A 24,194-nucleotide genomic window follows, 5' to 3' on the forward strand; every position below is an offset into this window, starting at 1 on the left:
AGGACCTACAGATAATGGCTATCGAAATCAAAGCCCCGTCATTCCCGGAATCGGTTGCCGATGGCACCGTTGCCACCTGGCACAAGAAACCAGGCGAGGCCGTCAAACGTGACGACCTGATCGTCGACATCGAGACCGACAAAGTCGTTCTGGAAGTGTTGGCCGAAGCTGACGGCGTGCTGGGCGCGATCGTTGCTGAAGAGGGCGCTACCGTTCTGTCGAACCAGGTACTGGGTTCGATCGAAGAGGGCAGCGCTGCTGCCGCTCCTGCTCCTGCCGCCGCTGCACCGGCTGCTTCTGCCCCTGCTGCACCGGCTGCGGGTGGCGAAGACCCAATCGCTGCACCGGCTGCACGTCAACTGGCGGAAGAAAACGGCATCAACCTGGCTTCCATCAAGGGCACTGGCAAAGATGGCCGCGTGACCAAGGAAGACGTGGTTGCCGCCGTTGAAGCCAAGAAGAACGCTCCGGCTGCCGCACCTGCCAAGGCTGCAGCGCCTGCTGCCGCTGCGCCTGTGTTTGCCGCTGGCGACCGCACCGAGAAGCGCGTACCGATGACTCGCGTACGTGCCACCGTGGCCAAGCGCCTGGTTGAAGCACAGTCGAACATGGCGATGCTGACCACCTTCAACGAAGTCGACATGACCGAAGTCATGGCCCTGCGTTCGAAGTACAAGGACCTGTTCGAGAAGTCCCACAACGGCGTGCGCCTGGGCTTCATGTCGTTCTTCGTGAAAGCGGCCACCGAAGCGCTGAAGCGCTTCCCGGCAGTCAACGCTTCCATCGACGGCGGCGACATCGTTTACCACGGCTACTCGGATATCGGCGTTGCCGTCTCCAGCGACCGTGGCCTGGTGGTTCCAGTACTGCGTAACGCCGAGCTGATGAGCCTGGCCGAAATCGAAGGCGGCATCGCCGGCTTCGGCAAGAAAGCCCGTGACGGCAAGCTGACCATCGACGAGATGACCGGCGGTACCTTCACCATCACCAACGGTGGTACCTTCGGTTCGATGATGTCGACGCCGATCGTCAACCCACCGCAAGCCGCGATCCTGGGCATGCACAACATCATCCAGCGTCCGATGGCCATCAACGGCCAGGTTGTGATCCGCCCAATGATGTACCTGGCACTGTCTTACGATCACCGCCTGATCGACGGTAAAGAAGCCGTGACGTTCCTGGTGACCATCAAGAACCTGCTGGAAGACCCGGCTCGCCTGCTCCTGGACATCTGATAGAAGCAGTTGCACGTTGCGAGCTACAAGCTGTAGGAAAAAGCAGCTTGGCTTGCAACGTGTGGCTAGAAGCTTGTCGCAAATAGAGGATCTATTTTCATGACACAGAAATTTGACGTTGTAGTGATTGGTGCAGGCCCTGGCGGCTATGTTGCCGCCATCAAGGCCGCGCAACTGGGCCTCTCCACTGCTTGCATCGAAAAATACACCGACAAGGAAGGCAAACTGGCGCTGGGCGGTACTTGCCTGAACGTAGGTTGCATTCCGTCCAAGGCGCTGCTGGACAGCTCCTGGAAATTCCACGAAGCCCAAGACGGCTTCGCGATCCACGGCATCAACCATGCTGGCGTGACCATGGACGTGCCAGCAATGGTCGGCCGTAAAGCCAACATCGTCAAAGGCCTGACTTCCGGCGTTGCCACCTTGTTCAAGGCCAACGGCGTGACGTCGATTCAAGGCCACGGCAAGCTGCTGGCTGGCAAGAAAGTTGAAGTCACCAAGCCAGACGGTTCGGTTGAAGTCATCGAAGCCGAAAACGTGATCCTGGCCCCAGGTTCGCGTCCAATCGACATTCCGCCTGCACCTGTCGATAACAACGTGATCGTTGATTCGACCGGCGCCCTGGAATTCCAAGCCGTACCTAAGCGCCTGGGCGTGATTGGCGCTGGCGTGATCGGCCTGGAACTGGGTTCGGTATGGTCGCGTCTGGGCGCTGAAGTCACCGTGCTGGAAGCCCTGGACACGTTCCTGCTGGCTGCCGACACCGCGGTGTCCAAGGAAGCGCTGAAAACCCTGACCAAACAAGGTCTGGACATCAAGCTCGGCGCCCGTGTTACCGGTTCCAAGGTCAACGGCGAAGAAGTCGTAGTGACCTACACCGATAAAGACGGCGAGCAGACCATCACCTTCGACAAGCTGATCGTCGCCGTGGGCCGCCGCCCAGTGACCAACGACCTGCTGGCTTCCGACAGCGGCGTGAACATCGACGAGCGTGGTTTCATCCACGTTGACGATCATTGCGCCACCACCGTGCCTGGCGTCTATGCCATTGGCGACGTGGTTCGTGGCATGATGCTGGCCCACAAGGCTTCCGAAGAGGGCATCATGGTCGTTGAGCGCATCAAGGGTCACAAGACCCAGATGAATTACGACCTGATCCCATCGGTTATCTACACCCACCCGGAAATTGCATGGGTCGGCAAGAACGAACAGCAGTTGAAAGCTGAAGGCGTTGAAGTTAACGTCGGCACCTTCCCGTTTGCCGCTTCTGGCCGTGCCATGGCAGCTAACGACACCGGTGGTTTTGTCAAAGTCATCGCTGATGCCAAGACTGACCGCGTATTGGGCGTCCACGTGATTGGCCCAAGCGCTGCAGAACTGGTTCAGCAAGGCGCAATCGGCATGGAATTCGGCACCAGTGCCGAGGACCTGGGCATGATGGTTTTCTCCCATCCGACCCTGTCCGAAGCGTTGCACGAAGCCGCGTTGGCAGTGAATGGCGGCGCCATCCACATCGCCAACCGCAAGAAGCGCTAAGCGAGATAATAAGAAACCACGGCGGAGTTGCCCGTCGTGAGCCTTGCGCGCAAGACTCACCGCGGAATATCCGCTGGACGCAGCCTTGCGCAGCTTTACGGGCCATAAGCCCCGCAAGTTGCGCAAGCAGCAGTCACAGGTGGCGCGGCACTCATAATGAGCGCAGCGCCGAATGCGCAGTACCTAACGAAGACGGTAAAAAGCATGAATCTTCACGAGTATCAGGGTAAGCAGCTGTTCGCTGAATACGGCCTGCCAGTTTCCAAGGGCTACGCAGTAGACACCCCGGAAGCAGCAGCAGAAGCTTGCGACAAAATCGGCGGCAGCGAGTGGGTTGTCAAAGCCCAGGTCCACGCCGGTGGTCGCGGTAAAGCGGGCGGCGTCAAGCTGGTTCGCAGCAAAGAAGACGCCAAGGCCTTCGCACAGCAGTGGCTGGGCAAGCGTCTGGTGACTTACCAGACTGATGCCAATGGCCAACCAGTCACCAAGATCCTGGTTGAATCGTGCACTGATATCGCTAAAGAGCTGTACCTGGGCGCTGTCGTTGACCGTTCGAGCCGTCGCATCGTGTTCATGGCTTCCACCGAAGGTGGCGTGGACATCGAGAAGATCGCTCACGAAACCCCAGAAAAAATTCTGAAGGCCACTATCGATCCACTGGTTGGCGCACAGCCATTCCAGGGTCGCGAGCTGGCTTTCCAGCTGGGTCTGGAAGGCAAGCAAGTTGCCCAGTTCGCCAAGATCTTCGTTGGTCTGGCCAAACTGTTCCAGGATCACGATCTGGCCCTGCTGGAAGTGAACCCGCTGGTGATCAAGGCTGACGGCGATCTGCACTGCCTCGACGCCAAGATCAACATCGACGCCAACGCCATGTACCGTCAGCCTAAGCTGAAGACTTTCCACGATCCGTCGCAAGACGATCCGCGCGAAGCGCACGCTGCCAAGTTCGAACTGAACTACGTAGCCCTGGAAGGTAACATCGGCTGCATGGTCAACGGTGCTGGCCTGGCCATGGGTACCATGGACATCGTCAACCTGCATGGCGGCAAGCCAGCCAACTTCCTCGACGTAGGTGGTGGCGCTACCAAGGAACGCGTTACCGAAGCGTTCAAGATCATCCTGTCCGACTCCAACGTCGCTGCAGTACTGGTCAACATCTTCGGCGGCATCGTTCGTTGCGACATGATTGCCGAAGGCATCATCGGTGCAGTGAAAGAAGTCGGCGTTAAAATCCCGGTTGTTGTTCGCCTTGAAGGTAACAACGCTGAACTGGGCGCTAAAGTACTGGCAGAAAGCGGTTTGAACATCATCGCGGCTACCAGCCTGACCGACGCTGCTCAACAAGTTGTCAAAGCTGCGGAGGGCAAGTAATGAGCGTCCTGATCAATAAAGACACCAAAGTTATCTGCCAGGGTATTACCGGTTCGCAAGGTAGTTTCCACACCCAGCAAGCCATCGAGTACGGCACCCAGATGGTTGGCGGCGTAACTCCGGGCAAAGGCGGCACCGAGCACCTGGGCCTGCCCGTGTTCAACACCGTGAAAGAAGCCGTAGAAGCCACTGGCGCCACTGCCAGCGTGATCTACGTTCCAGCTCCTTTCTGCAAGGACTCGATCCTGGAAGCGGCATTCGGCGGCATCAAGCTGATCGTCTGCATCACCGAAGGCATTCCTACCCTGGACATGCTGGACGCTAAAGTTAAGTGCGACGAGCTGGGCGTAGTCCTGATCGGCCCTAACTGCCCAGGCGTGATCACCCCAGGCGAATGCAAGATCGGCATCATGCCAGGTCACATTCACTTGCCAGGTAAAGTCGGTATCGTTTCCCGTTCCGGCACCCTGACCTACGAAGCTGTGAAGCAGACCACTGACGCCGGTTTCGGTCAGTCGACTTGCGTCGGCATCGGCGGTGACCCGATCCCAGGCTCCAACTTCATCGACATCCTGAAGCTGTTCCAGGAAGACCCGAAGACCGAAGCGATCGTAATGATCGGTGAGATCGGCGGTTCGGCTGAAGAAGAAGCGGCTGCCTACATCAAGGCACACGTGACCAAGCCGGTTGTTTCCTACATCGCTGGTGTGACTGCCCCTGCGGGCAAGCGCATGGGCCATGCTGGCGCAATCATCTCTGGCGGCAAAGGCACTGCAGACGAGAAATTCGCTGCACTGCAAGACGCAGGCGTTAAAACCGTGCGTTCGCTGGCAGACATCGGCAAGGCCCTGGCCGAGCTGACCGGTTGGGCTGTCAAGTAAGCCTCGCGCTTAGCTGACGCTTCACCACACAAAGGCCACCTTCGGGTGGCCTTTGTGCATTCTGGGTATGCGAATATTGCCCTCTGTAGGAGCGAGCTTGCTCGCGAAAAACCTCAACGATAACGCGTGCTTCCTGAATGAGCGCGGCGCCTGTGAGTTTTTCGCGAGCAAGCTCGCTCCTACAAAAAAACTGTATGGGCAAATTAAGTATGAAAACGCGACATTCAAATGTCGCTTATCGGACAGTCCGCCCCGCAACAGTGCGTTTGTCAGGCTAATTCTGTACTCTAGCCGCCTCTTTATGCGTCCGCGTCCCAAAAGGAAGCTGCGCGCTAGACCGGTCGGTCCCCACAAGGGCCGGCAGCATTTCCCTCATCCATAGGGAAGCCCTCTCTAAATTCCGATTCAGTAGTGTGGTATTTCCTCAAATGAAAGTGTTGAAAAGCCAGGATATCCTGGCGCTGGGCTTTATGACCTTTGCCCTGTTCGTGGGCGCCGGCAACATCATCTTCCCGCCTATCGTTGGTTTGCAGTCCGGGCCGCATGTGTGGATGGCGGCGCTGGGCTTTCTGATCACCGCAGTCGGTTTGCCGGTGGTCACGGTGATTGCCCTGGCCAAGGTCGGTGGTGGCATGGATGCGCTGAGCAGCCCGATTGGCAAGATCGCCGGTGGCCTGCTGGCGGCAGCGGCCTACCTGGCCGTGGGCCCGCTGTTTGCGACCCCGCGCACCGCAACCGTGTCGTTTGAAGTAGGCCTGGCGCCCTTGACCGGTGAAAGCCCGTTGGCGCTGTTCCTCTACAGCTCGGTGTATTTTTTGGTGGTGTTCCTTGTCTCCCTGTACCCAGGTCGACTGCTGGACACCGTGGGCCGTTTCCTGGCGCCGCTGAAGATCATCGCCCTGGCCATTCTCGGTATCGCTGCGTTTGCCTTGCCTGCGGGTGAGGTGGGGGTTGCCACGCCGGAATACGTGGCCGCGCCGTTCTCCCAAGGCTTTATCAATGGTTACCTGACCATGGATACCCTGGGCGCCCTGGTGTTCGGCATCGTGATCGTCAACGCGATCCGCTCCCGTGGCGTCGAGTCGCCCAAGCTGATCACCCGCTACGCGATCATTGCCGGGCTGATTGCCGGCGTGGGCCTGGCGCTGGTGTACGTCAGCCTGTTCCGCCTGGGTTCGGGCAGCCATGCCGTGGCCGCGGGTGCCAGTAATGGCGCGGCAGTACTGCACGCCTACGTGCAATACACGTTCGGCTCCCTGGGCAGTGGTTTCCTCGCCGTGCTGATTTCCCTGGCATGCCTGGTGACTGCCGTGGGCCTGACCTGCGCCTGCGCCGAGTACTTCAGCAAGATCCTGCCACTGTCCTACAAGACCCTGGTGGTGATCCTGGCGCTGTTCTCGCTGTTTGTGTCCAACCTGGGCCTGACCAAACTGATTGCCTTCTCGATTCCGGTGCTGACCGCGATCTACCCGCCGTGCATCGTGTTGGTGGCCCTGAGCTTCTGCAAAGGGTTTTGGCAGGAACAGGGCCGTATTGTCGGCCCGGTGATGCTGGTGTCGTTCATCTTTGGCTGCATCGACGCACTCAAGGGCGCGGGCCTGGCGGGTTGGATGCCAACGCAGTTGGTAAACCTGCCGTTGAGCGAACAAGGCTTGGCGTGGCTGGTGCCGTCGGTGATGACACTGGTAGTGGCCGTGGTGATTGACCGTATGCTGGGCAAGCGCAGCGAAGCCATCGCGTAACACGCGGTTCGTGCTGTACTGAAATGCCCCGTATCAAACGATACGGGGCATTTTTTTTGCGTATGACGTTACATATTTCTAAACTTGTGAACTGGTAATGTGGGAGCGGGCTTGCTCGCGAATGCGGTGTGTCAGCAAACTAATATGCAGCTGGCACACCGCATTCGCGAGCAAGCCCGCTCCCACAGTTTGACCGCGTTTTCACCATGGCTACCCTGTACAAGGACCTACATGTCGTTTGTCGAAATCAATCAAGTTCATCTACTTGCAGCCCTCTGGTTTGTTATCTGCTGGGGCGGCTACACCCGTTACGCCACTTGGAAAGCCCGGGACACGGCGTGCCTGGCCAGTGTGTTGCACCTGTACCGTGAAGACTGGATGCGCCGCATGCTGCTGCGCGACAACCGTATCGCCGACGCCAGTGTGATCGGTAACCTGGAGCGCAATGCCTCGTTTTTCGCATCCAGCACCTTGATCATCCTCGCCGGTATCCTCACGGTGCTGGGGGCTTCGGAACGCGCAGTGTCACTGCTGGCAGATATTCCCATGGTGCAGCAGGCATCCCAGGGCATGTCGGAGATCAAATTGCTGTGCCTGGCACTGGTGTTTGTCTACGCCTTTTTCACCTTCAGCTGGTGCATGCGCCAGTACAACTTCGCGGCAGTGCTGGTGGGCTCGGCGCCCATGATCGGTGAGCGGCATGTGTCGGAGCAGGAGCGCAAGGCATTTGCTTTGCGGGCGGCGCGAGTGATTTCGATGGCGGCCAACCAGTTCAACTTTGGCCTGCGTGCTTATTACTTCGGCATGACCATGCTGGCCTGGTTTGTCAGCCCCTGGTTGTTCATGTTGATGAGCAGCGGGGTGGTGTTGGTGCTGTACCGCCGCGAGTTCCATTCGGATGTATTGCAGGTGATGGTGTATACGCCAACCGATATGCCGGCAGTCGAGGCTGTAAAAGACGGCGCATCGTAGCGCTGGCAGCAAATCCCAGACAAAGAAAAGCCCGCTTAGTCAGCGGGCTTTCTTTTTGCTGCAATACAGCTTTAAACCCTGCGATTACTGCTTGGCAGGTTCTGCTGGTGCGGCAGGTGCAGCTTCTTTTGCAGCCGCTTCGTTCGATTCGGCCTGAGCTTTGGCAGCTTCGGCGTTTTCTTTCGCAGCGTCGTTCACTTTATCCTGTGCTTTAGCCATATCTTGCTGAGCTTGCTCAGAATGTGCAGCAGCGTCTTGGGCTTTGTCTTCGGATTTCTTGTCGCAGGCAGCCAGACCGAGAGCAGCGGCCAGCATCATGGAAATAGCTAATGTCTTACGCATGGGGTGTTTCTCCTTATTGAAGATATCTACTGGCCTTTCGAACCCAAGGGGCCAGCATTAGTTCCTTATGTCCCACAGATATATAGCATGTTTCGTACAGGAACTTTACCCGGTCATTCCCGTCCGCTGAATTCACACTAATAAGAGTCTAAAAACAATGACCGAAAACCCTTTGTTAGAGCGTGCCGTGCGCTTCGTTTCGGCCCTGCGCCATTGCCAGGTGCTGGGTGTGAGTGTTCATCAAGCCAGCGAGGAGGGCATGACCCTCGTACTGCCGTATGGGCCGCATATCGTCGGTGACCCCCTGAGCGGGGTGATCCATGGCGGCGCGCTCACCTCGTTGATGGACACCGCCTGCGGCATGGCGACCCTGTGCGTATTGCCCGAATTCGAAGTGTGCCCCACCCTGGACCTGCGCATCGACTACATGCATCCCGCCGAACCCCACAAGCCGGTCTATGGCTTCGCGCAATGCTACCGGGTGACCACCGACGTGATCTTCACCCGTGGCGTTGCCTATCAGGATGACCCGCAACAACCTATTGCCCATGTGGTGGGTACGTTCATGCGCATGGGCAAGCGCCTCAAAGGCACCCAAGGCTTGGGCACGGTCATCAAGGGAGAGCAGGCATGACGCATCGGTTCAAGACCCGCCTGGAGCAAGCCCTTGATCGTGGCGACTATGACGCGCTGCTCGAGTTGGTGCCCTATGCCAGGTTGATCGGCATCGAATGCACCCGTCTGGGGGATGAGTTGCTGTTTCGCCTGCCGGCCAACAAGGACAATATTGGTAACCCGATATTGCCAGCGTTGCATGGCGGGGTGATCGCCGGCTTCATGGAGCTGGCCGCCGCCCTGCACTTGCTGGTGTTCACGGGCGCTCCGGGCCTGCCGAAAATCATCGACTTCTCCCTGGATTACCTGCGCGTCGGCCAGTTTCGTGACACCTATGCCAAGTGCCAGGTGTGGCGCCAGGGCCGGCGCGTGGCCAACGTGGCGATTACCGCCTGGCAGAGCACCCCGGCCGAGCCGATTGCCACCGCCCGGGCACATTTCAAAATTGAGGAATTGGCCCGCCCTTGAAATCCTGGCCTGAGCCCCCAACTTTGATGACAACCCGCCGCCAACCCTTTCGGGCGCGGCCACTGCCATCCAATTGGAGTTTGATGACCATGAGTGTGGAAACTCAAAAGGAAACCCTGGGCTTCCAGACCGAGGTGAAGCAACTGCTGCACCTCATGATCCATTCGCTGTATTCCAACAAGGAAATTTTCCTTCGCGAATTGATCTCGAACGCCTCTGACGCTGTCGACAAATTACGTTTCGAAGCCCTGTCCAAGCCTGAGTTGCTGGAAGGCGGCGCGGAACTGAAGATCCGTGTGAGCTACGACAAAGACGCCAAAACCGTCACTCTCGAAGACAACGGTATCGGCATGAGCCGTGACGATGCGATCACCCACCTGGGGACCATCGCCAAATCCGGCACCGCAGATTTCATGAAGAACCTGTCGGGCGACCAGAAAAAAGACTCTCACCTGATCGGCCAGTTCGGCGTGGGCTTCTATTCGGCCTTCATCGTCGCCGACAAGGTTGAAGTTTTCAGCCGCCGCGCCGGCCTCGACGCCAGCGAAGGTGTGCACTGGGCTTCCAAGGGCGAAGGCGAATTTGAAATCGCCACGATCGACAAGGCTGACCGCGGCACCCGCATCGTGCTGCACCTGAAAGCCGGTGAAGACGAATTCGCCGATGGCTGGCGCCTGCGCAACATCATCAAGAAGTACTCCGACCACATCGCGTTGCCGATCGAGTTGCCCAAGGAACAGACCGTTGCCGAAGGCGAAGAAGCCCCGGCGGTGGAGTGGGAAACCGTCAACCGCGCCAGCGCCCTGTGGACCCGTCCGCGTACCGAGATCAAGGACGAGGAATACCAGGAGTTCTACAAGCACATCGGCCACGACTACGAGAACCCGCTGAGCTGGAGCCACAACAAGGTTGAAGGCAAGCTCGAATACAGCTCGCTGCTCTACGTACCGGCCCGTGCTCCGTTCGACCTGTACCAGCGTGAAGCGCCAAAAGGCCTGAAGCTCTACGTGCAGCGTGTGTTCGTGATGGACCAGGCGGAATCCTTCCTGCCGCTGTACCTGCGCTTTATCAAAGGTGTGGTCGACTCCAACGACCTGTCGCTGAACGTGTCGCGGGAAATCCTGCAGAAAGACCCGATCATCGACTCCATGAAGTCGGCGCTGACCAAGCGCGTACTCGACATGCTGGAAAAACTGGCGAAGAACGAGCCTGAGCAATACAAGAGCTTCTGGAAAAACTTCGGCCAGGTGATGAAAGAAGGCCCGGCGGAAGATTTTGCCAACAAGGAAAAAATCGCCGGCTTGCTGCGTTTTGCTTCGACTCAGGGCGAAGACGGCGAGCAGGTTGTGTCCTTGGCTGACTACCTGGCGCGCGCCAAGGAAGGTCAGGACAAGATCTACTACCTGACCGGCGAAACCTATGCCCAGGTCAAGAACAGCCCGCACCTGGAAGTCTTCCGCAAGAAAGGCATCGAAGTGCTGCTGCTGACCGACCGTATCGATGAGTGGCTGATGAGCTACCTCACCGAGTTCGACGGCAAAACCTTTGTCGACGTGGCCCGTGGTGACCTGGACCTGGGTAACCTGGACTCCGAAGAAGACAAGAAGGAGGCCGAAGAGGTCGCCAAGTCCAAAGAGGGCCTGGTGGAACGCATCAAGGCTTCCCTGGGCGAAGCAGTCAGCGAAGTGCGGGTTTCCCACCGCCTGACTGAATCCCCGGCGATCCTGGCCATCGGCGAGCAGGACCTGGGCATGCAGATGCGCCAGATCCTCGAAGCCAGCGGGCAGAAAGTGCCGGACTCCAAGCCGATCTTCGAATTCAACCCGTCTCACCCGCTGATCGAGAAACTCGATGGCGAGCAGAGCGAAGAGCGGTTTGGCGACCTGTCGCACATCCTCTTCGACCAGGCCGCCCTGGCAGCCGGCGACAGCTTGAAGGACCCGGCCGCGTATGTGCGCCGACTGAACAAGCTGTTGGTTGAATTGTCGGTTTAACACCGATGTAGAAAAACCCGCTTCGGCGGGTTTTTTCATTTGTAGGAGCGAGCTTGCTCGCGAAAAACGTCAACGATAACGCGTACATCCTGAATCAACGCGGTGCCCTGAAGTTTTTCGCGAGCAAGCTCGCTCCTACAGTCGCATTACCGTTTCTGCGTGTACCTCAACTGGAGTGAATCATGAGCCAAGTCACTGTACGTTCCGTGGTCTATCAGATTGATGGCCAGTCTTATGAAAGCCGTCTGGCGTTCGATGCCAGCCACAAAGCCCCGCTTCCGGGCTTGCTGATGGCGCCGAACTGGATGGGCGTGAGTGCAGGGGCCGAAGAGATCGCCAAGGCCGTTGCTGGCAAAGGCTACGTGGTGTTGATTGCCGACCTCTACGGGCAAAACGTACGGCCTTCAAATGGCGATGAGGCCGGTGCGGCGATGATGCCGTTGAAGAATGATCGCCCGCTGCTGAACAAACGCATGCAAGCGGCCTTCGAGCAACTGCAAGGCCAGACTGAAGCAGCAGTGGACACGTCGAAACTGGCCACCTTCGGCTTCTGCTTTGGCGGTTGCTGCTCCCTGGAACTGGCCCGTACCGGTGCGCCGTTGAAGGCCGCTGTGTCGTTCCACGGCACGCTGGATACGCCGAACCCGGCGGACGCGAAGAACATCAAGGGTTCAGTGCTGGTGCTGCATGGCGCCGCGGACCCGTTGGTGCCCAAAGAGCAACTGCCGGCGTTCGAAGATGAAATGAACGCGGCGGGTGTGGATTGGCAGTTGCTCAGCTACGGCGGCGCAGTGCATTCCTTCACCGACCCCCATGCCAATGTGCCAGGCAAGATGATGTACGACGCGAAGACCGCTGCTCGGGCGTTCCAGGCGATGCATAACTTGTTGGATGAAGTGTTCACGGGTTGATGCTTCGGCGCCTGTTGCGGCCTTTTCGCGAGCAGGCCCGCTCCCACATTTGACTGCGTTCACAGGTCGAAATGTGGGAGCGGGCTTGCTCGCGAATGTTATTTAACAGGCAACTCGATTCTTTCTGACTCCCCCGGCACAGTGGGCCAATCCCCAGCCGCCCAGCGCTGTCTCGCCTGCTCGATCACCGCCGGATCACTCGCCACAAAATTCCAGTTGATCCGCCGTGGCCCATCCAACGGCGCCCCGCCAAATACCATCAGGTGGCAATCACTCTCGGCATACAGGGTCATCTCCTGCCCAGTCGGCAATACCACCAAACTGTTCACCTCCAGCGCTTCACCATCCAACTGCACCTCACCCTCAAGCACATACACCGCACGTTCCTCATGCTCATCGGCAATCAGCAGGGTCGTGGCGGTTTGCATCTGTACCTCGGCATACAGCGTCGGCGACAGCACCGGCACCGGGGATCTGAGGCAAAAACCATCACCGGCGATCAAGCGGATTTGCACACCGAGGTTATCGCTTATCGGCAAGCTCGCAGCTGGGTGATGGCTGTAGTGTCCCGGCCCCGTCTCATGGTCCTTGGGCGAGGCCAGCCACACCTGCAGGCCATGCAGGTTGAAACCGCTGGCCTTGATCGCTTGCGGTGTGCGTTCGACGTGGGCAATCGCGCTGCCGGCGGTCATCCAGCTGACATCGCCGGCTTGCACCACCTGGTCCGAGCCAAGGCTGTCCTTATGCTGCAAGGCGCCTTCAAACAGGTAGGTGAGAGTGGACAGGCCAATGTGGGGATGCTGGCGGATATTCATGCCGGTACCGGGCGCATAGCGGGTCGGCAGCATATGGTCGAAAAACACAAAGGGCCCGACGCTACGGCATTCACGCGAGGGCAGGGGGCGCAGGATGGGCTGGCCTTCTACATCTTCGGGGCGAGGGCGAATTACGGTGAGGGTGGTCATGGGCATCCCAGTCTGAGCGGGTTGGATGCGATGAAGCATAACCCGCTCGGTGGGAAGTTGGGGCTATTGGCTGAAGGCGCCTTCCGACAATTTCGTCTCGATAGTGACTTCGGCGGTGGTCATCAGCTTATGTACCGGGCACTTATCAGCGACGCGGTGCAGTTCATCGCGCTGGGCGTCGGTGAGTACGCCCTTGAGGGTCAGCTTGACGTTGAGCTTGTATTTACCCTTCTGCTCCTCAGTGCTGTCGTGGGTGACCTCCACGGTCACGCCGGTCAGCGGGATATCTTTTTTCTGCGCGTAGAGCCTTACGGTCAAGGCTTTACACGACGCCAGCGCAGCATCGAAATAATCGTGAGGGGAGGGGGCCGAATCGTCACCGCCCAGGCTCTTGGGCAGGTCGGTAAACAGCTCGTGATTATTGATATTCACGCTGTGACGGAAGTTTTCAGCGTTGAGCGTATTGACGGTAACAGGCATGGCAAACCTCGTAAGGGCGCAGGATGAAGGTCATGCAGTTATAGAGCATGCTGGCACTTCAGTGTTCCGGTTTTTTCCATGCTGAACCCGCAAGGCTGGCGCAAGGTCTACCCGTATCCGCCCTTATTGAGGTTTTAACGTGTTTGGAGCCCGCCTGAGTCTCGCCTTGTTGCTCGCCGCCAGCAGCCTTGCCGCGCAGGCCCGTGACTATGCCTACAGCGACGCGCACCTGCATTACGTGGATTTTTTCCAGGAAACTGCCGGCATGGACAAGCTGCTCAAGGCCATGGCGGACAACCGCATTGAGCACGTCATGATTTCCGGGATTCCCGTGGCCAAGAAATGGCACGAAGACGAACCCAAGCGCCCGCGCTACTACGCTGGTGACGACGCCGATGCCTATTGGTACAGCGCAACGGATGTGATCGTCGCGGCGGCGGTCAATAAACTTTCCCCCGAGCAACGCCAGCACTTTCATCCGTTCCTGGCCGGTTTCAATCCCAACGACAAGAACTCTGCGGCCCATATCCAGCGCATGCTCGACCTCAACCCAGGGCTGTGGCAAGGCATTGGGGAAGTGTTCACCCGCCACGATGACCTTACCGCCCTTACCTCGGGTGATACGCCGCGCGCCAATAACGAAGCCATGACGCGCATCTACCACCTGGCAGCCGAAAACGATCTGCCGGTGATGCTGCATTCCAACATCACCTCCAAACGTGAGCGCAACCCGCTGTACCTGGCGGAAGTCGAGCAGCCGTTACGCAACCACCCGCACACGCGTTTTATCTGGGCCCATGCCGGTACCAGCAAGGAAATCCACCGTCATCAGGTGCAGATGGATTTTTTGTTGCCTACCCTGACGCGCCTGCTTGAGGCGTACCCCAACCTGTATATCGACCTGTCCTGGAGCATGCTCACGCCCTATCTGCTGGATGACGCTGGCCAGCCCCGGCCGCAATGGGTAGCGCTGGTAGAGCGCTTCCCGGATCGGTTCATGCTCGGCTCAGACGTTGTCGGGCGCTTCAACAAGTTGGGTAAGGAAATGCGCCGCTTCGACCCTTTCCTCGATGCGTTGCCTGAAGACGTTGCCCACAAGGTCGCGCGCGACAATTTCCTGGCCATCCTGCCCAAGCCGCCTCGCGATGGTGACGCGCGTTGATATCGCGTTTTGGTCTTACGCCAATGACCTGAGGTGCCGATAACGTCCAAGAGACCCGCTGCAGGTGGATGCAGTACTTTTGGAAGGAACCCTGGCATGAATATCCGCAGTTTGAATATCGCCCCTCGCGCCGGCCTGGGCTTTGGTGTGCTGGCGTTGATGGTGTTCGTCTTGGGCGGCTTTGCCCTGTTGCAGATGGCCAATATGCGCCAGCAGTCGGACCAGGTGGAAACCAACTGGCTGCCCAGCGTGATGGCGGTGGGGGAGATGAACCAGGATGTGTTGCGCATTCGGGCCCTGACGTTGCGCTTGCTGGTCAACCGCGACCCTCAGGCGGTGGCGCAGAATGAGCAGAAAATCGCCGAGATCAAAACCGATTTGCATCACGCTGAAGGCGTGTACGAGGCGTTGATTGTCTTGCCTGAGGAGCGCGTGCTGTTTGATCGCTTCAAGGTCGAGCAGCAGCAGTACCTGCAACGCCAGGAGCAGGTGGTGGGCCTATCCAAGGCCAATCGGCTGGAGGAGGCCATTGCGGTGGTCAATGGCGAAATGAATCAGATGGCCGACCAAATGGCTGTCACCCTGCGTGAGCTGGTTAATCTGAACAAGTCCAGCGCCAACGAGGCCGCCCGGCTGGCACAGCAGGTGTTCAGCCAGTCGCGGGTCTGGGTGATGGTCATGATTGGCGTCACAGCGTTGATCACGATCGGCCTGGCGGTGTGGCTCACGCGCAGCATCGTGCTGCCACTGGCACAGTCGTTGAAAGTGGCCCAGGGCGTTGCCAGTGGCGACTTGACCGGCGAGATCAGGCTCAGTGGCAGCGACGAGCCGGCGCGCTTGCAGCAGGCGCTCAAGCGCATGCAGGAGAGTTTGCGCGACACTATCCGGCGCATATCTGAATCGTCGAACCAATTGGCGTCCGCGTCTGAAGAGCTCAGTTGCGTCACTGAGGATGCGACCCGTGGTTTGCACCAGCAGAACCAGGAAATCGAACAGGCGGCCACGGCAGTCAATCAGATGACGGTGGCGGTGGAGGAGGTGGCGAGCAATGCCGTGGCCACTTCCCAGGCATCTCGCGAATCCGACCGGATTGCCCAGCAAGGGCGTGAACAGGTGCAGCAGACGGTGGTGTCGATTGAAGCCCTGGCGACCGATGTGACCGCCAATGTGACCCAGGTCGAGGAGTTGGCGCAAAAGGTCTATGGCATCAGCACAGTGCTGGACGTGATTCGCTCGATTGCCGAGCAAACCAACTTGCTGGCCCTGAACGCGGCAATTGAAGCGGCGCGAGCCGGGGATGCCGGGCGCGGGTTTGCGGTGGTGGCCGATGAGGTGCGGGCCTTGGCCCATCGCACGCAACAGTCGACCCAGGAAATCGAACAGATGATCAGCGGCATTCAGCAGGGCACCGACCTGGCCGTCAGCTCGATGCAGCAGAGCAACACGCGGGCGCGGTCCACGTTGGACACCGCCAAATCGGCGGGCATGGCCCTGGAAGAAATTGCCTCGGCGTTTACCTTGATCAACGAACGCAACCTGGTGATTGCCAGTGCCTCGGAGGAGCAGGCGGCGGTGGCCCGAGAGGTGGATCGCAACCTGATGAATATCCGCGACCTGGCGCACCAGACATCGACCGGGGCCAACCAGACCAGTGCGGCGAGCCAGGAGCTGTCGCGGTTGGCGGTGGATCTGAATTCGATGGTGGCGCGGTTTTCGGTGTAGGGCTGGGGGGCGGGTTGGCCCATTCGCAGCATAGGTATCCACACAACTTCGGGATGACGCCGAACCTGTGGCGAGGGGAGCTTGCTCCCGTGACGGTCTGACGGCCGACACCTATCCACCTGACACCCCACGATCCAACTGTGGGAGCGGGCTTGCTCGCGAAGGCGGCCTAGCAGTCAACGCAGTTGGATTGTGTACATATCCATTGTTGCGGTAACGGCCGCTTAGGGTTCCGCCCTGACGGCGGGTCACTTTTGGAAGGACCCAAAAGTAACCAAAAGGTCCTCGCCCCACCACTCGGCACCTCGCTTAGGCTCGGTGTGCCCGTAATCCGCCAGTGATTTGGGGCGCCGCCGCCACGCGCCATCCATGGCGCGGGGCGGCTAAACCGGCATCCCTGCCGGTTTACCCCCCAAATCCCTGTCGAATTCCGGCCAGCGTGGTTTGACGGGGCGCTTAAGATCAAGATCAAAAGCAGATCAAGAGCGACTCGCTTCGCATCGTGGTTACCGTTGAGCGCTACAGAGTTGTGTAGATACCTATGCTATTCCCAGGCAAGCCCCCACATTTGACGGTATTCACAATTCAAAGGTGGGAGCTGGCTTGCCTGCGATGAAGGCGACGCGGTTTCAAATCAACGCGCAAAAAAAAGCCCCGAACCAGTCGGGGCTTTTTCATGTGATCAACCTGCGGGGCTTACTTGCCCTGCCAGCGCTTCAGTACCAGGGTGGCATTGGTGCCACCAAAGCCAAAGCTGTTGCTCATCACGGTGTCGATCTTGGCGTTTTCAACGGTCTTGGTCAGGATCGGCATATCAGCCACAACCGGATCAATCTCGTCGATGTTGGCCGAGCCGGCCATGAAGTTGCCTTCCATCATCAGCAGGCAGTAGATCGCTTCGTGAACGCCAGCGGCGCCCAGGGAGTGACCCGACAGGCTCTTGGTGGAGCTGATCTTCGGAGCCTTGTCGCCGAATACCGCACGCACGCCTTCCATTTCCTTGGCATCGCCGACCGGGGTCGAGGTGCCGTGGGTGTTCAGGTAGTCGATTGGGGTGTCGACGGTGGACATTGCCATCTGCATGCAGCGGATGGCGCCTTCACCGCTTGGCGCAACCATGTCGTAGCCGTCGGACGTCGCGCCGTAGCCCACGATTTCCGCGTAGATCTTGGCGCCACGGGCCAGGGCGTGTTCCAGCTCTTCGACCACGACCATGCCGCCACCGCCGGCGATGACGAAACCGTCACGCTTGGCGTCGTAGGCGCGGGAGGCTTTTTCCGGGGTTTCGTTGTACTGGGTGGACAATGCGCCCATGGCGTCGAACAGGAACGACTGGCTCCAATGCTCTTCTTCACCGCCGCCGGCGAACACGATGTCCTGCTTGCCCAGCTGGATCTGCTCAACGGCAGTCCCGATGCAGTGGGCGCTGGTGGCGCACGCGGAGGAGATCGAGTAGTTCACGCCCTTGATCTGGAAGGGCGTGGCCAGGCAGGCGGAAACGGTGCTGCCCATGGTCCGCGTGACACGGTACGGGCCGACGCGCTTCACGCCTTTTTCGCGCAGGATGTCCAGCGCTTCCATCTGGTTGAGGGTCGATGCGCCGCCGGAGCCGGCGATCAGGCCGGTGCGTACGTTCGAAACCTGGTCTTCGCTCAGGCCGGAGTCGGCGATGGCGTCTTTCATGGCCAGGTAGGCGTAGGCGGCAGCGTGGCCGACGAAGCGATAGATCTTGCGATCGATCAGTTCTTCGAGGGGCAGGTCAATGGAGCCGGAAACCTGGCTACGCAGACCCATTTCGGCATATTCCGGGTTGAAGCGGATGCCAGGGCGACTTGCACGCAGGTTAGCGGTGACGGTCTCTTTGTCATTGCCCAGGCAAGAAACGATGCCCAGACCAGTGATAACGACGCGGCGCATGCGGATAACCCTTAAAAGTTGTCAGTGGAAGTGAATACGCCGACCCGAAGGCCTTCGGCAGTATAGATCTCGCGACCGTCGACAGTCACCGAACCGTCGGCGATGGCCAGGTTCAGCTTGCCCTTGAGGACGCGCTTGATTTGAATGTTATAGGTGACTTTCTTGGCGCTCGGCAGTACCTGGCCAAAGAACTTCACTTCGCCCGAACCCAGGGCGCGACCGCGGCCCGGTAGGCCTTGCCAGCCCAGGTAGAAACCGACCAGCTGCCACATGGCGTCAAGGCCCAGGCAGCCTGGCATCACAGGGTCACCTTCGAAGTGGCAAGCGAAGAACCACAGGTCAGGGGTGATATCCAGCTCGGCGACCAATTCACCTTTGCCGTACTTGCCACCCTCTTCGCTGATATGGGTGATGCGATCCACCATCAGCATGTTCGGGGCGGGCAGTTGCGCGTTACCTGGGCCGAACAGCTCACCGCGACTGCAGCGCAGCAGGTCTTCCCGAGTAAAGGCGTTTTGTTTGGTCATGCGAGCTCCTCAATAATCCCATGCGGCAGGGTAGGGCAAATCTTCCCGAACCGAATGAAGCGTTCATGCCTCATAGCGGCAGCCTACACATAGACTATTGCGTTGTAGTGAAAGTCACAGCGGCAAGGCACTGAATGTACACTTGTTCACTGAAATTTTAAACCGGGCCTGTTTATCGGCCCGTTCGGGTGCCTAAGACTGCCGCACTTTCGTCTTTCACGCCAGTCGCAGTTGGCTGATGGCGCGGCGCTATTGCACCCAGCGCTGCAGGATTTGCTGCAAATCCGTGCGTTTGAACGGCTTGGCCAGGTAATCGTTCATTCCGGCTGCCAGGCAGGCTTCGCGGTCGCCCTGCAAGGCGTTGGCGGTCAGGGCGATGATCGGCAGGTCGGCGCAGCCGGGCAGTTGGCGAATCTGCCGCGTGGCTTCGTAGCCGTCGATCAAGGGCAGGCGGCAGTCCATCAGGATGGCGGTGAAAATCAGGCTCTCGGCACTGCGGATCGCCTCGGCGCCGTCCGTGGCCAGGCTGACTTCAAAGCCCAGGCTGCGCAGCATCGCTTCGACCACGGTGCGGTTGACCGGGTTGTCTTCCACCAGCAGCACGTGGCGCCCGTCGCCGGCGCTGGCTTTGCCGAGTGCGTCAGGCGCGGCCACCGGCACATGCTGCTGGTCGATGGCCAGCGGAATTTCCAGGGTGAACACCGAGCCTCGACCCTCTTCGCTCTGGGCGCGCAAGGTACCTCCCATGCGCTCGGCCAGGGTGCGCGCAATCGGCAGGCCCAGGCCTGTTCCACCGTAACGCCTGGAAATCGAGCTGTCGGCCTGCTGGAATGCATCGAACATCAATTCCAGGCGCTCAGTGGAAATACCAATGCCGCTGTCGCGCACGGTGCAGGTGAACCACACCAGCTCATGGTCCAGGGTTTGCCAGTGGGGCTCGACGGTCACGCTGCCACGTTCGGTAAATTTGAGTGCGTTGCCGATCAGGTTCACCAGGATCTGGCGGATCCGTGTCGGATCGCCGCGCACCCGCAGGGCCTCCATGCCCATGGGAATCGGCAGTTCCAGGCTCAGCCCACGCTGCTGGGCGCTGTGCTGGAAAGCCTGGGCGCAGCTGTTGATAAGGTCGGCGAGGTTGAACGCAATATGTTCCAGTTCCAGGGCGGCGCGTTCTATACGCGAGAAATCAAGGATGTCATTGATCACCTTGAGCAAATGCTCGGTGGACTCGGACGCCAGCGCCGCATACTCGGTCTGCTCGTCGGTCATCTCGGTGGTTTCCAACAGTTGCAGCATGCCCAGCACGCCATTCATGGGCGTGCGCAGTTCATGGCTCATCATCGCCAGGAAATCCGACTTGGCGTTGTTCGCCCGCTCGGCTTCTTCACGGGTCTGGATCAGCTGGGCCATGGCTTGCTGCTGTTCGCGACTGGCCTGTTGAAGGCCCTCGGCCAGGTTGTTGATATGCCGCGAGAGGTCGCCCAATTCCGAGTCATCGACGATCGGCAGTGGCGTTTTGTAGTCGCCTTGCTGGATGGCCTTGACCGCATGCCCCATGGCGCTGATCGGTTTTGACAGGCTCGCCGACAAGCGTCGCGCCAGCAGGAAGGTAAACAGCAGGGCGAACAGCGCCAGGATCCCGGCTTTGAACAGGATTTCCTGCTGGCGCTGGCTGAACGCATCGTTGGACATACCCACGATCACCCGACCCAGGTAGTCCGCGCGGGGGGCCTTGGGTTCGTTGAGGTTGTCCTGGAAAAAGTCATTGTTGAGCTGAATGTGTTGCAGGCGGATCGGTGCCTGGAACACCTTCACCGACAGCGAGCGATCATGTCGCTCGGACGGCTGCTCCACGTACACCAGGATGTTCTCGGCGCTGTCCTGGATCTCGAGGAAGCGCACATGGGGGGTGGCCAAGGTCGCACGCAGCAGGGTTTCAAGCACATCGTTGTTGCCGGAAATCACGCCGTACTCAGTGGCAGGCGCCAGCTGGTTGGCGATCAATTGACCGGTGTGGTCCAGCTCCTGGCGCAAATCCTGGATGCGCACGAAGGTGAAGAAGGTGATGAGCAGCAGGGTCAACAGCAGCGCGGGGCCCAGGGTAATGAGCTGGGTGCGGGTGTTGATATCCCAACGACGGCGCAAGGTCATGGGCGTTTTTCTCCTTCTGCCAGGCGGGCGGCAACGGCGACTTCATCGACCTGTTCGATGCCCAGTGAGCGTGCGACTTGCGGGTTGCCCACGACTTTGAAGTGTTGCGGGTAGAGCGTGTGCGGCCAATTGGCCGGCGGCTGGTCCAGCAGGTGATTCAGCACGGCGAGCCAGTCGGCCTGATCGCTGTAGGTGCTGGCCAGGCTGCCGGCCCGCACAAACCCGGCATTGGGCCCTACCAACGGCAGTTGTTGGGCATAACTGCTCAGCAACAGGTTTTTTACGGTCTTGGGGTTGTACAGGTTCGGGTCGTCGAGGCCCAGTAGCACGTCGCTGTTCTTGAACAGGTTTTGCAGCGGCCGGCTGTCACTGGTGTTCTCCCAGAGCTGGGGCACGATTTCCAGGCCCATGGGCTTGGCGGATTGAGTCAGTTCGCGCAGCAGGAACTCGCTGCCAGCTTCGTAAAGCACGCCAACCCGCTGGGCCTGGGGCAGGATATGGGCGATCAGGCGCAACTGACGGTCCAGGGGCGGGTCGCTCCAGAGCAGGCTGATTTTCGCCGGATGGGTGTTGCCCAGGCGTTGCCGGGCCTGCAGGCGGCTGATGCGCAATACCAGGGTGGGCGGCCCTTGTTCATCCTGCAGGCGCCAGTCCAGGCCGGGCAGGTCGAGGAGGATCAGGCGGGTGCTGGCAGGCAAGTCCTTGGGCGCCGGCAACGCGTTGAGGGGGGTGAAGCTGACCTGGTCGTCGGGGCGCTGCTGGGCAAGGGCCTGGGTAAAGGCGTGCACGCCGGCGCTGTCTTCGGCGGCCGTCAGCAGGATGTTGGCGCTCCACGCCGGCGCCGCCAGCAACAGGCACGCGAGCAGCAGGCCACGGCGCCAAAACCGTGAAACCAAGAGGGTCATCCGTGACTGATCGGCCATGTCAGAAGTCCAGCTCGGCGCTGAAGTAGAGAACGTGGCGATGGTCGTAGTTGTTGTCGGCCCAGGTGGTGGGCTGGTTGTCCAGGCGTTGTTGCAACATGCCCGCCAGCTCCACATTGGTTTTGCCTACGGCGATGCGCTTGGCCACCCGCAGGTCGACCCGCTGGAAGCGATACTGGTTGAGCGCGTCGTCGCCATAGTAGAACAAGGCGCTGGACCAACCCTGGCCCCATTCACGCAGCCAACCGGCCGAGCCGCTGTTACGCGCGGTTTGCGCCTTGTCCCGCGGGTTGCTGGAGGTGGCGTCTACATAAGCATAGGTCAGGCGCAGGCGGTCGGCGTTACTCACGCGCCAGTCGAACTGCGACTCGGCACCGCTAAAGCGCGCACTGTTGGCGTTGCTGGCAATGTATTGGTTGTTGCGCAGCGGCGAGCTGATCATGTCGGTGATTTCGTCATAGAACAGCTTCACGTCGACATTCAGCCCCAGCTCGGCAAAGAAGCCGTTGTAGCCCAGCTCGCGCGAGCGCATCAACTCTTTGTCGAGGTTGCCGGGGCCGCGCGTCACGACAAAATATTGCCCGGCGTTTTGCCCATAGGTCGGCGAACTGAGATTGGTGACGCGATAGCTCCAATTGACGTTGTTCTCGAACATGTCCGGCGAGCGGATCGCCTCGGAGTAAACCGCGCGCAAGCCGTGGCGGGGGTTGATCAGGTAATTGACCGCCACCCGTGGCGTCAGCGAGTTGCCGCTCAGGTGGGTGTCTTCGTACATGGCGCCACCTTGCAGCAGCCAGTGCTCGCTGGCGCGCCATTCCAGGTGCCCGAACAGGCGCCAGGTGGTGTCGTCCAGGGTGCCATTGAAGTAGGTCTCGGAATCGGCGCGGTCGTAGCGGTAATTCATGCCGCTGACCAGGCGCAGGCTGTCGGAGAGGCTGAGCGTGTCCTGGATCTCCAGGTCGTAGCGGCTTTCACGGGTGCTCTGGTCGATATCGCCACACACGCTCTGGTTGGCGCCGTTGCGCCACTGGTCCAGCACCTGGTTGGCCAAGGCCTGTTCGGCGGCGTTACCTGGAGGGGCGGAGCCTTGGCTGTAAGTGTCCATGTGCCGCGCCAGCAATTCGGCATAGTTGGGGTTGAGCTGCCATAGCTGGGTCAATTCAGGGCTGAACGAGGCCTTGGCGTCACAGGCTTTCCAGATTTGCTTGCGGTCCCATTGCTGTGCCGAGCCCTGGATATACAGGCTGTGATCGGGGTTGAAGTCGAAGTTCCAGCGCAGGGAGCCGGCGTAGTCTTTGGCGGTGACGTCGGAATTGGTGCCGCCTTCGGTAATCCCGGCAAACACTGGGGTGTAGGTGTATGGGCGTTGGTTGGTGCCTTCCTTGACGTTCAGTTGCCAGTCGAGGCTTTGTTGCGCGTTCAAGGTCTGGCTCACCGCCAGGCTGAAACGGTTGAGACGGCGCCCGTCACGGCGGTCGGCGCCGGCCGCGTCGCTGTCAAAACCATCGTCCTGTTGCCCGGACAGGGACAAGCGCAAATCGCCGGTCTCCCAGCCCACACCCTGGCTGGCATAGAAGTCATTGATGCCACGCTCGCCACGGATGACCTTTACCCGCGAGCCGTGGCTGTTGGCCGGCGAGCGGGTCAGGATATTCACCACCGCCATCAGCGCATTGGCACCGTAGCTGACCGTGTTGGGGCCGCGAAACACCTCGATGCGCTCGATATCCTCCATGGCCACCGGGATATCGCTCCAGTCCACCGTGGCCAGGCCGGCGCGGTAGACCGAGCGCCCATCGATCAGCACCTGCATGCGCCGTGCATCGCTGGCGCTGGTGCCGTGGTAATTCACTGAGGCCTGGTTACCGCTGGTGTAGCCGACCATCATCCCCGGGACCAGCCGCAGCAGTTCCGAGATGTCCCGGGCGCCGCTGGCCTTGATCAGCTCACTGTCGATCACCGTCATGCTGCCGGGCACGGCGGCGGCCGATTGCTTGAGGCGCGTGGCGGTCAAGACCTGCGGCAGCGGTTGGCTGTCGAGGAATAGATCGTCGGCTTGCGCGCAGGTAGCGCACGCCAGCATCAATAACAGTGATGAGCGAGGAGGGGGGCCTAGATACACGGCACGGCCTTGTTAATTGCGGATAGCCGCCCATGTTAACCGAGGCGCGGCTATTTGCCAGTCGTAGGACTTGCAATTACTTCGCACCTGCATGGCATTTTCCGACAACCCCGCGAATTGATACGGGGGCTGGCCGCAAGCCGGGCGCCCCGTATAAT

20 protein-coding genes and 1 pseudogene are annotated in these 24,194 nt (G+C 59.7%); 13 read left to right on the forward strand and 8 right to left on the reverse strand.

What is annotated here, in order from left to right:
- Nucleotides 1-14 precede the first annotated feature (14 nt).
- From odhB to ACWHXD_RS10040, 6 genes are all read left to right on the forward strand, one after another.
- Complete coding sequence (gene odhB / locus ACWHXD_RS10015; RefSeq protein ID WP_003190009.1) at nt 15-1,235, forward strand: 2-oxoglutarate dehydrogenase complex dihydrolipoyllysine-residue succinyltransferase; 1,221 nt, start codon at nt 15-17, stop codon at nt 1,233-1,235.
- Nucleotides 1,236-1,334: 99 nt separating this feature from the next.
- Entirely contained in the window at nt 1,335-2,771 is a 1,437-nt protein-coding gene (lpdA, locus tag ACWHXD_RS10020; protein ID WP_003190010.1) for a dihydrolipoyl dehydrogenase, read from the forward strand.
- Between the two features lie 204 nt (nt 2,772-2,975).
- Nucleotides 2,976-4,142 (forward strand): ADP-forming succinate--CoA ligase subunit beta, encoded by a 1,167-nt coding sequence (sucC, locus tag ACWHXD_RS10025; RefSeq protein WP_003190011.1) that lies wholly within the window; start codon nt 2,976-2,978, stop codon nt 4,140-4,142.
- A complete protein-coding gene (gene sucD, locus ACWHXD_RS10030) occupies nt 4,142-5,023 on the forward strand; it encodes a succinate--CoA ligase subunit alpha (protein WP_003190013.1) in 882 nt (293 codons plus the stop codon). Before sucC ends, sucD begins: the two co-directional genes overlap by 1 nt.
- 428 nt (nt 5,024-5,451) lie before the next feature.
- Entirely contained in the window at nt 5,452-6,765 is a 1,314-nt protein-coding gene (brnQ, locus tag ACWHXD_RS10035; RefSeq protein WP_138763471.1) for a branched-chain amino acid transport system II carrier protein, read from the forward strand.
- A 231-nt stretch (nt 6,766-6,996) separates the two neighbouring features.
- Nucleotides 6,997-7,737 carry a DUF599 domain-containing protein gene (locus ACWHXD_RS10040; protein WP_138763470.1) on the forward strand — a complete coding sequence of 247 codons (741 nt, stop codon included), beginning with the start codon at nt 6,997-6,999 and terminating at the stop codon, nt 7,735-7,737.
- 84 nt (nt 7,738-7,821) lie between these two features.
- On the opposite strand, the gene ACWHXD_RS10045 is transcribed toward ACWHXD_RS10040, so the two are convergent.
- Nucleotides 7,822-8,079, reverse strand: coding sequence for a hypothetical protein (locus tag ACWHXD_RS10045; RefSeq protein ID WP_003190018.1), 258 nt, complete (start codon nt 8,077-8,079; stop codon nt 7,822-7,824).
- Between the two features lie 157 nt (nt 8,080-8,236).
- Between ACWHXD_RS10045 and ACWHXD_RS10050 the strand changes: the two genes are divergently transcribed.
- The 4 genes from ACWHXD_RS10050 to ACWHXD_RS10065 all read left to right on the forward strand — a co-directional run bounded on the left by ACWHXD_RS10050 (nt 8,237) and on the right by ACWHXD_RS10065 (nt 12,067).
- Entirely contained in the window at nt 8,237-8,713 is a 477-nt protein-coding gene (locus tag ACWHXD_RS10050; protein WP_032892630.1) for a PaaI family thioesterase, read from the forward strand.
- Nucleotides 8,710-9,162 (forward strand): PaaI family thioesterase, encoded by a 453-nt coding sequence (locus ACWHXD_RS10055; protein ID WP_499083896.1) that lies wholly within the window; start codon nt 8,710-8,712, stop codon nt 9,160-9,162. Before ACWHXD_RS10050 ends, ACWHXD_RS10055 begins: the two co-directional genes overlap by 4 nt.
- A gap of 89 nt (nt 9,163-9,251) precedes the next feature.
- A complete protein-coding gene (gene htpG / locus ACWHXD_RS10060; RefSeq protein WP_032897536.1) occupies nt 9,252-11,156 on the forward strand; it encodes a molecular chaperone HtpG in 1,905 nt (634 codons plus the stop codon).
- Nucleotides 11,157-11,338: 182 nt separating this feature from the next.
- Entirely contained in the window at nt 11,339-12,067 is a 729-nt protein-coding gene (locus ACWHXD_RS10065) for a dienelactone hydrolase family protein (protein WP_138763468.1), read from the forward strand.
- Nucleotides 12,068-12,165: 98 nt separating this feature from the next.
- Here the strand turns inward: ACWHXD_RS10065 and ACWHXD_RS10070 are convergent, their stop codons facing one another.
- Together ACWHXD_RS10070 and ACWHXD_RS10075 are read right to left on the reverse strand one after the other, a co-directional pair.
- A complete protein-coding gene (locus ACWHXD_RS10070) occupies nt 12,166-13,032 on the reverse strand; it encodes a pirin family protein (RefSeq protein WP_138763467.1) in 867 nt (288 codons plus the stop codon).
- Between the two features lie 63 nt (nt 13,033-13,095).
- Nucleotides 13,096-13,512, reverse strand: coding sequence for an OsmC family protein (locus ACWHXD_RS10075; RefSeq protein ID WP_003190027.1), 417 nt, complete (start codon nt 13,510-13,512; stop codon nt 13,096-13,098).
- Between the two features lie 139 nt (nt 13,513-13,651).
- Here ACWHXD_RS10075 and ACWHXD_RS10080 point away from each other — a divergent pair, with 139 nt between their 5' ends.
- The 3 genes and pseudogenes from ACWHXD_RS10080 to ACWHXD_RS10090 all read left to right on the forward strand — a co-directional run bounded on the left by ACWHXD_RS10080 (nt 13,652) and on the right by ACWHXD_RS10090 (nt 16,396).
- Nucleotides 13,652-14,674 carry an amidohydrolase family protein gene (locus ACWHXD_RS10080; protein ID WP_138763466.1) on the forward strand — a complete coding sequence of 341 codons (1,023 nt, stop codon included), beginning with the start codon at nt 13,652-13,654 and terminating at the stop codon, nt 14,672-14,674.
- A gap of 96 nt (nt 14,675-14,770) precedes the next feature.
- Nucleotides 14,771-15,541, forward strand: a pseudogene (locus tag ACWHXD_RS10085) (MCP four helix bundle domain-containing protein); the annotation flags it as partial.
- Entirely contained in the window at nt 15,533-16,396 is an 864-nt protein-coding gene (locus ACWHXD_RS10090; protein WP_414478951.1) for a methyl-accepting chemotaxis protein, read from the forward strand. The pseudogene ACWHXD_RS10085 and the gene ACWHXD_RS10090, both read left to right, overlap by 9 nt.
- Before the next feature lie 696 nt (nt 16,397-17,092).
- Here ACWHXD_RS10090 and fabB read toward each other — a convergent pair.
- From fabB to ACWHXD_RS10115, 5 genes are all read right to left on the reverse strand, one after another.
- Nucleotides 17,093-18,313, reverse strand: coding sequence for a beta-ketoacyl-ACP synthase I (gene fabB, locus ACWHXD_RS10095; RefSeq protein WP_003190033.1), 1,221 nt, complete (start codon nt 18,311-18,313; stop codon nt 17,093-17,095).
- A gap of 11 nt (nt 18,314-18,324) precedes the next feature.
- The gene (gene fabA, locus ACWHXD_RS10100; RefSeq protein WP_003190035.1) at nt 18,325-18,840 is read right to left on the reverse strand and encodes a 3-hydroxyacyl-[acyl-carrier-protein] dehydratase FabA; all 516 of its coding nucleotides are present in this window, start codon (nt 18,838-18,840) and stop codon (nt 18,325-18,327) included.
- Nucleotides 18,841-19,089: 249 nt separating this feature from the next.
- Nucleotides 19,090-20,991 (reverse strand): ATP-binding protein, encoded by a 1,902-nt coding sequence (locus ACWHXD_RS10105; RefSeq protein ID WP_138763464.1) that lies wholly within the window; start codon nt 20,989-20,991, stop codon nt 19,090-19,092.
- The gene (locus ACWHXD_RS10110) at nt 20,988-21,914 is read right to left on the reverse strand and encodes an ABC transporter substrate-binding protein (protein WP_138763463.1); all 927 of its coding nucleotides are present in this window, start codon (nt 21,912-21,914) and stop codon (nt 20,988-20,990) included. Before ACWHXD_RS10110 ends, ACWHXD_RS10105 begins: the two co-directional genes overlap by 4 nt.
- Nucleotide 21,915: 1 nt before the next feature.
- Nucleotides 21,916-24,036, reverse strand: coding sequence for a TonB-dependent receptor plug domain-containing protein (locus tag ACWHXD_RS10115; protein WP_138763462.1), 2,121 nt, complete (start codon nt 24,034-24,036; stop codon nt 21,916-21,918).
- Nucleotides 24,037-24,194: the final 158 nt, after the last annotated feature.

Source organism: Pseudomonas fjordensis (genome assembly GCF_976987115.1).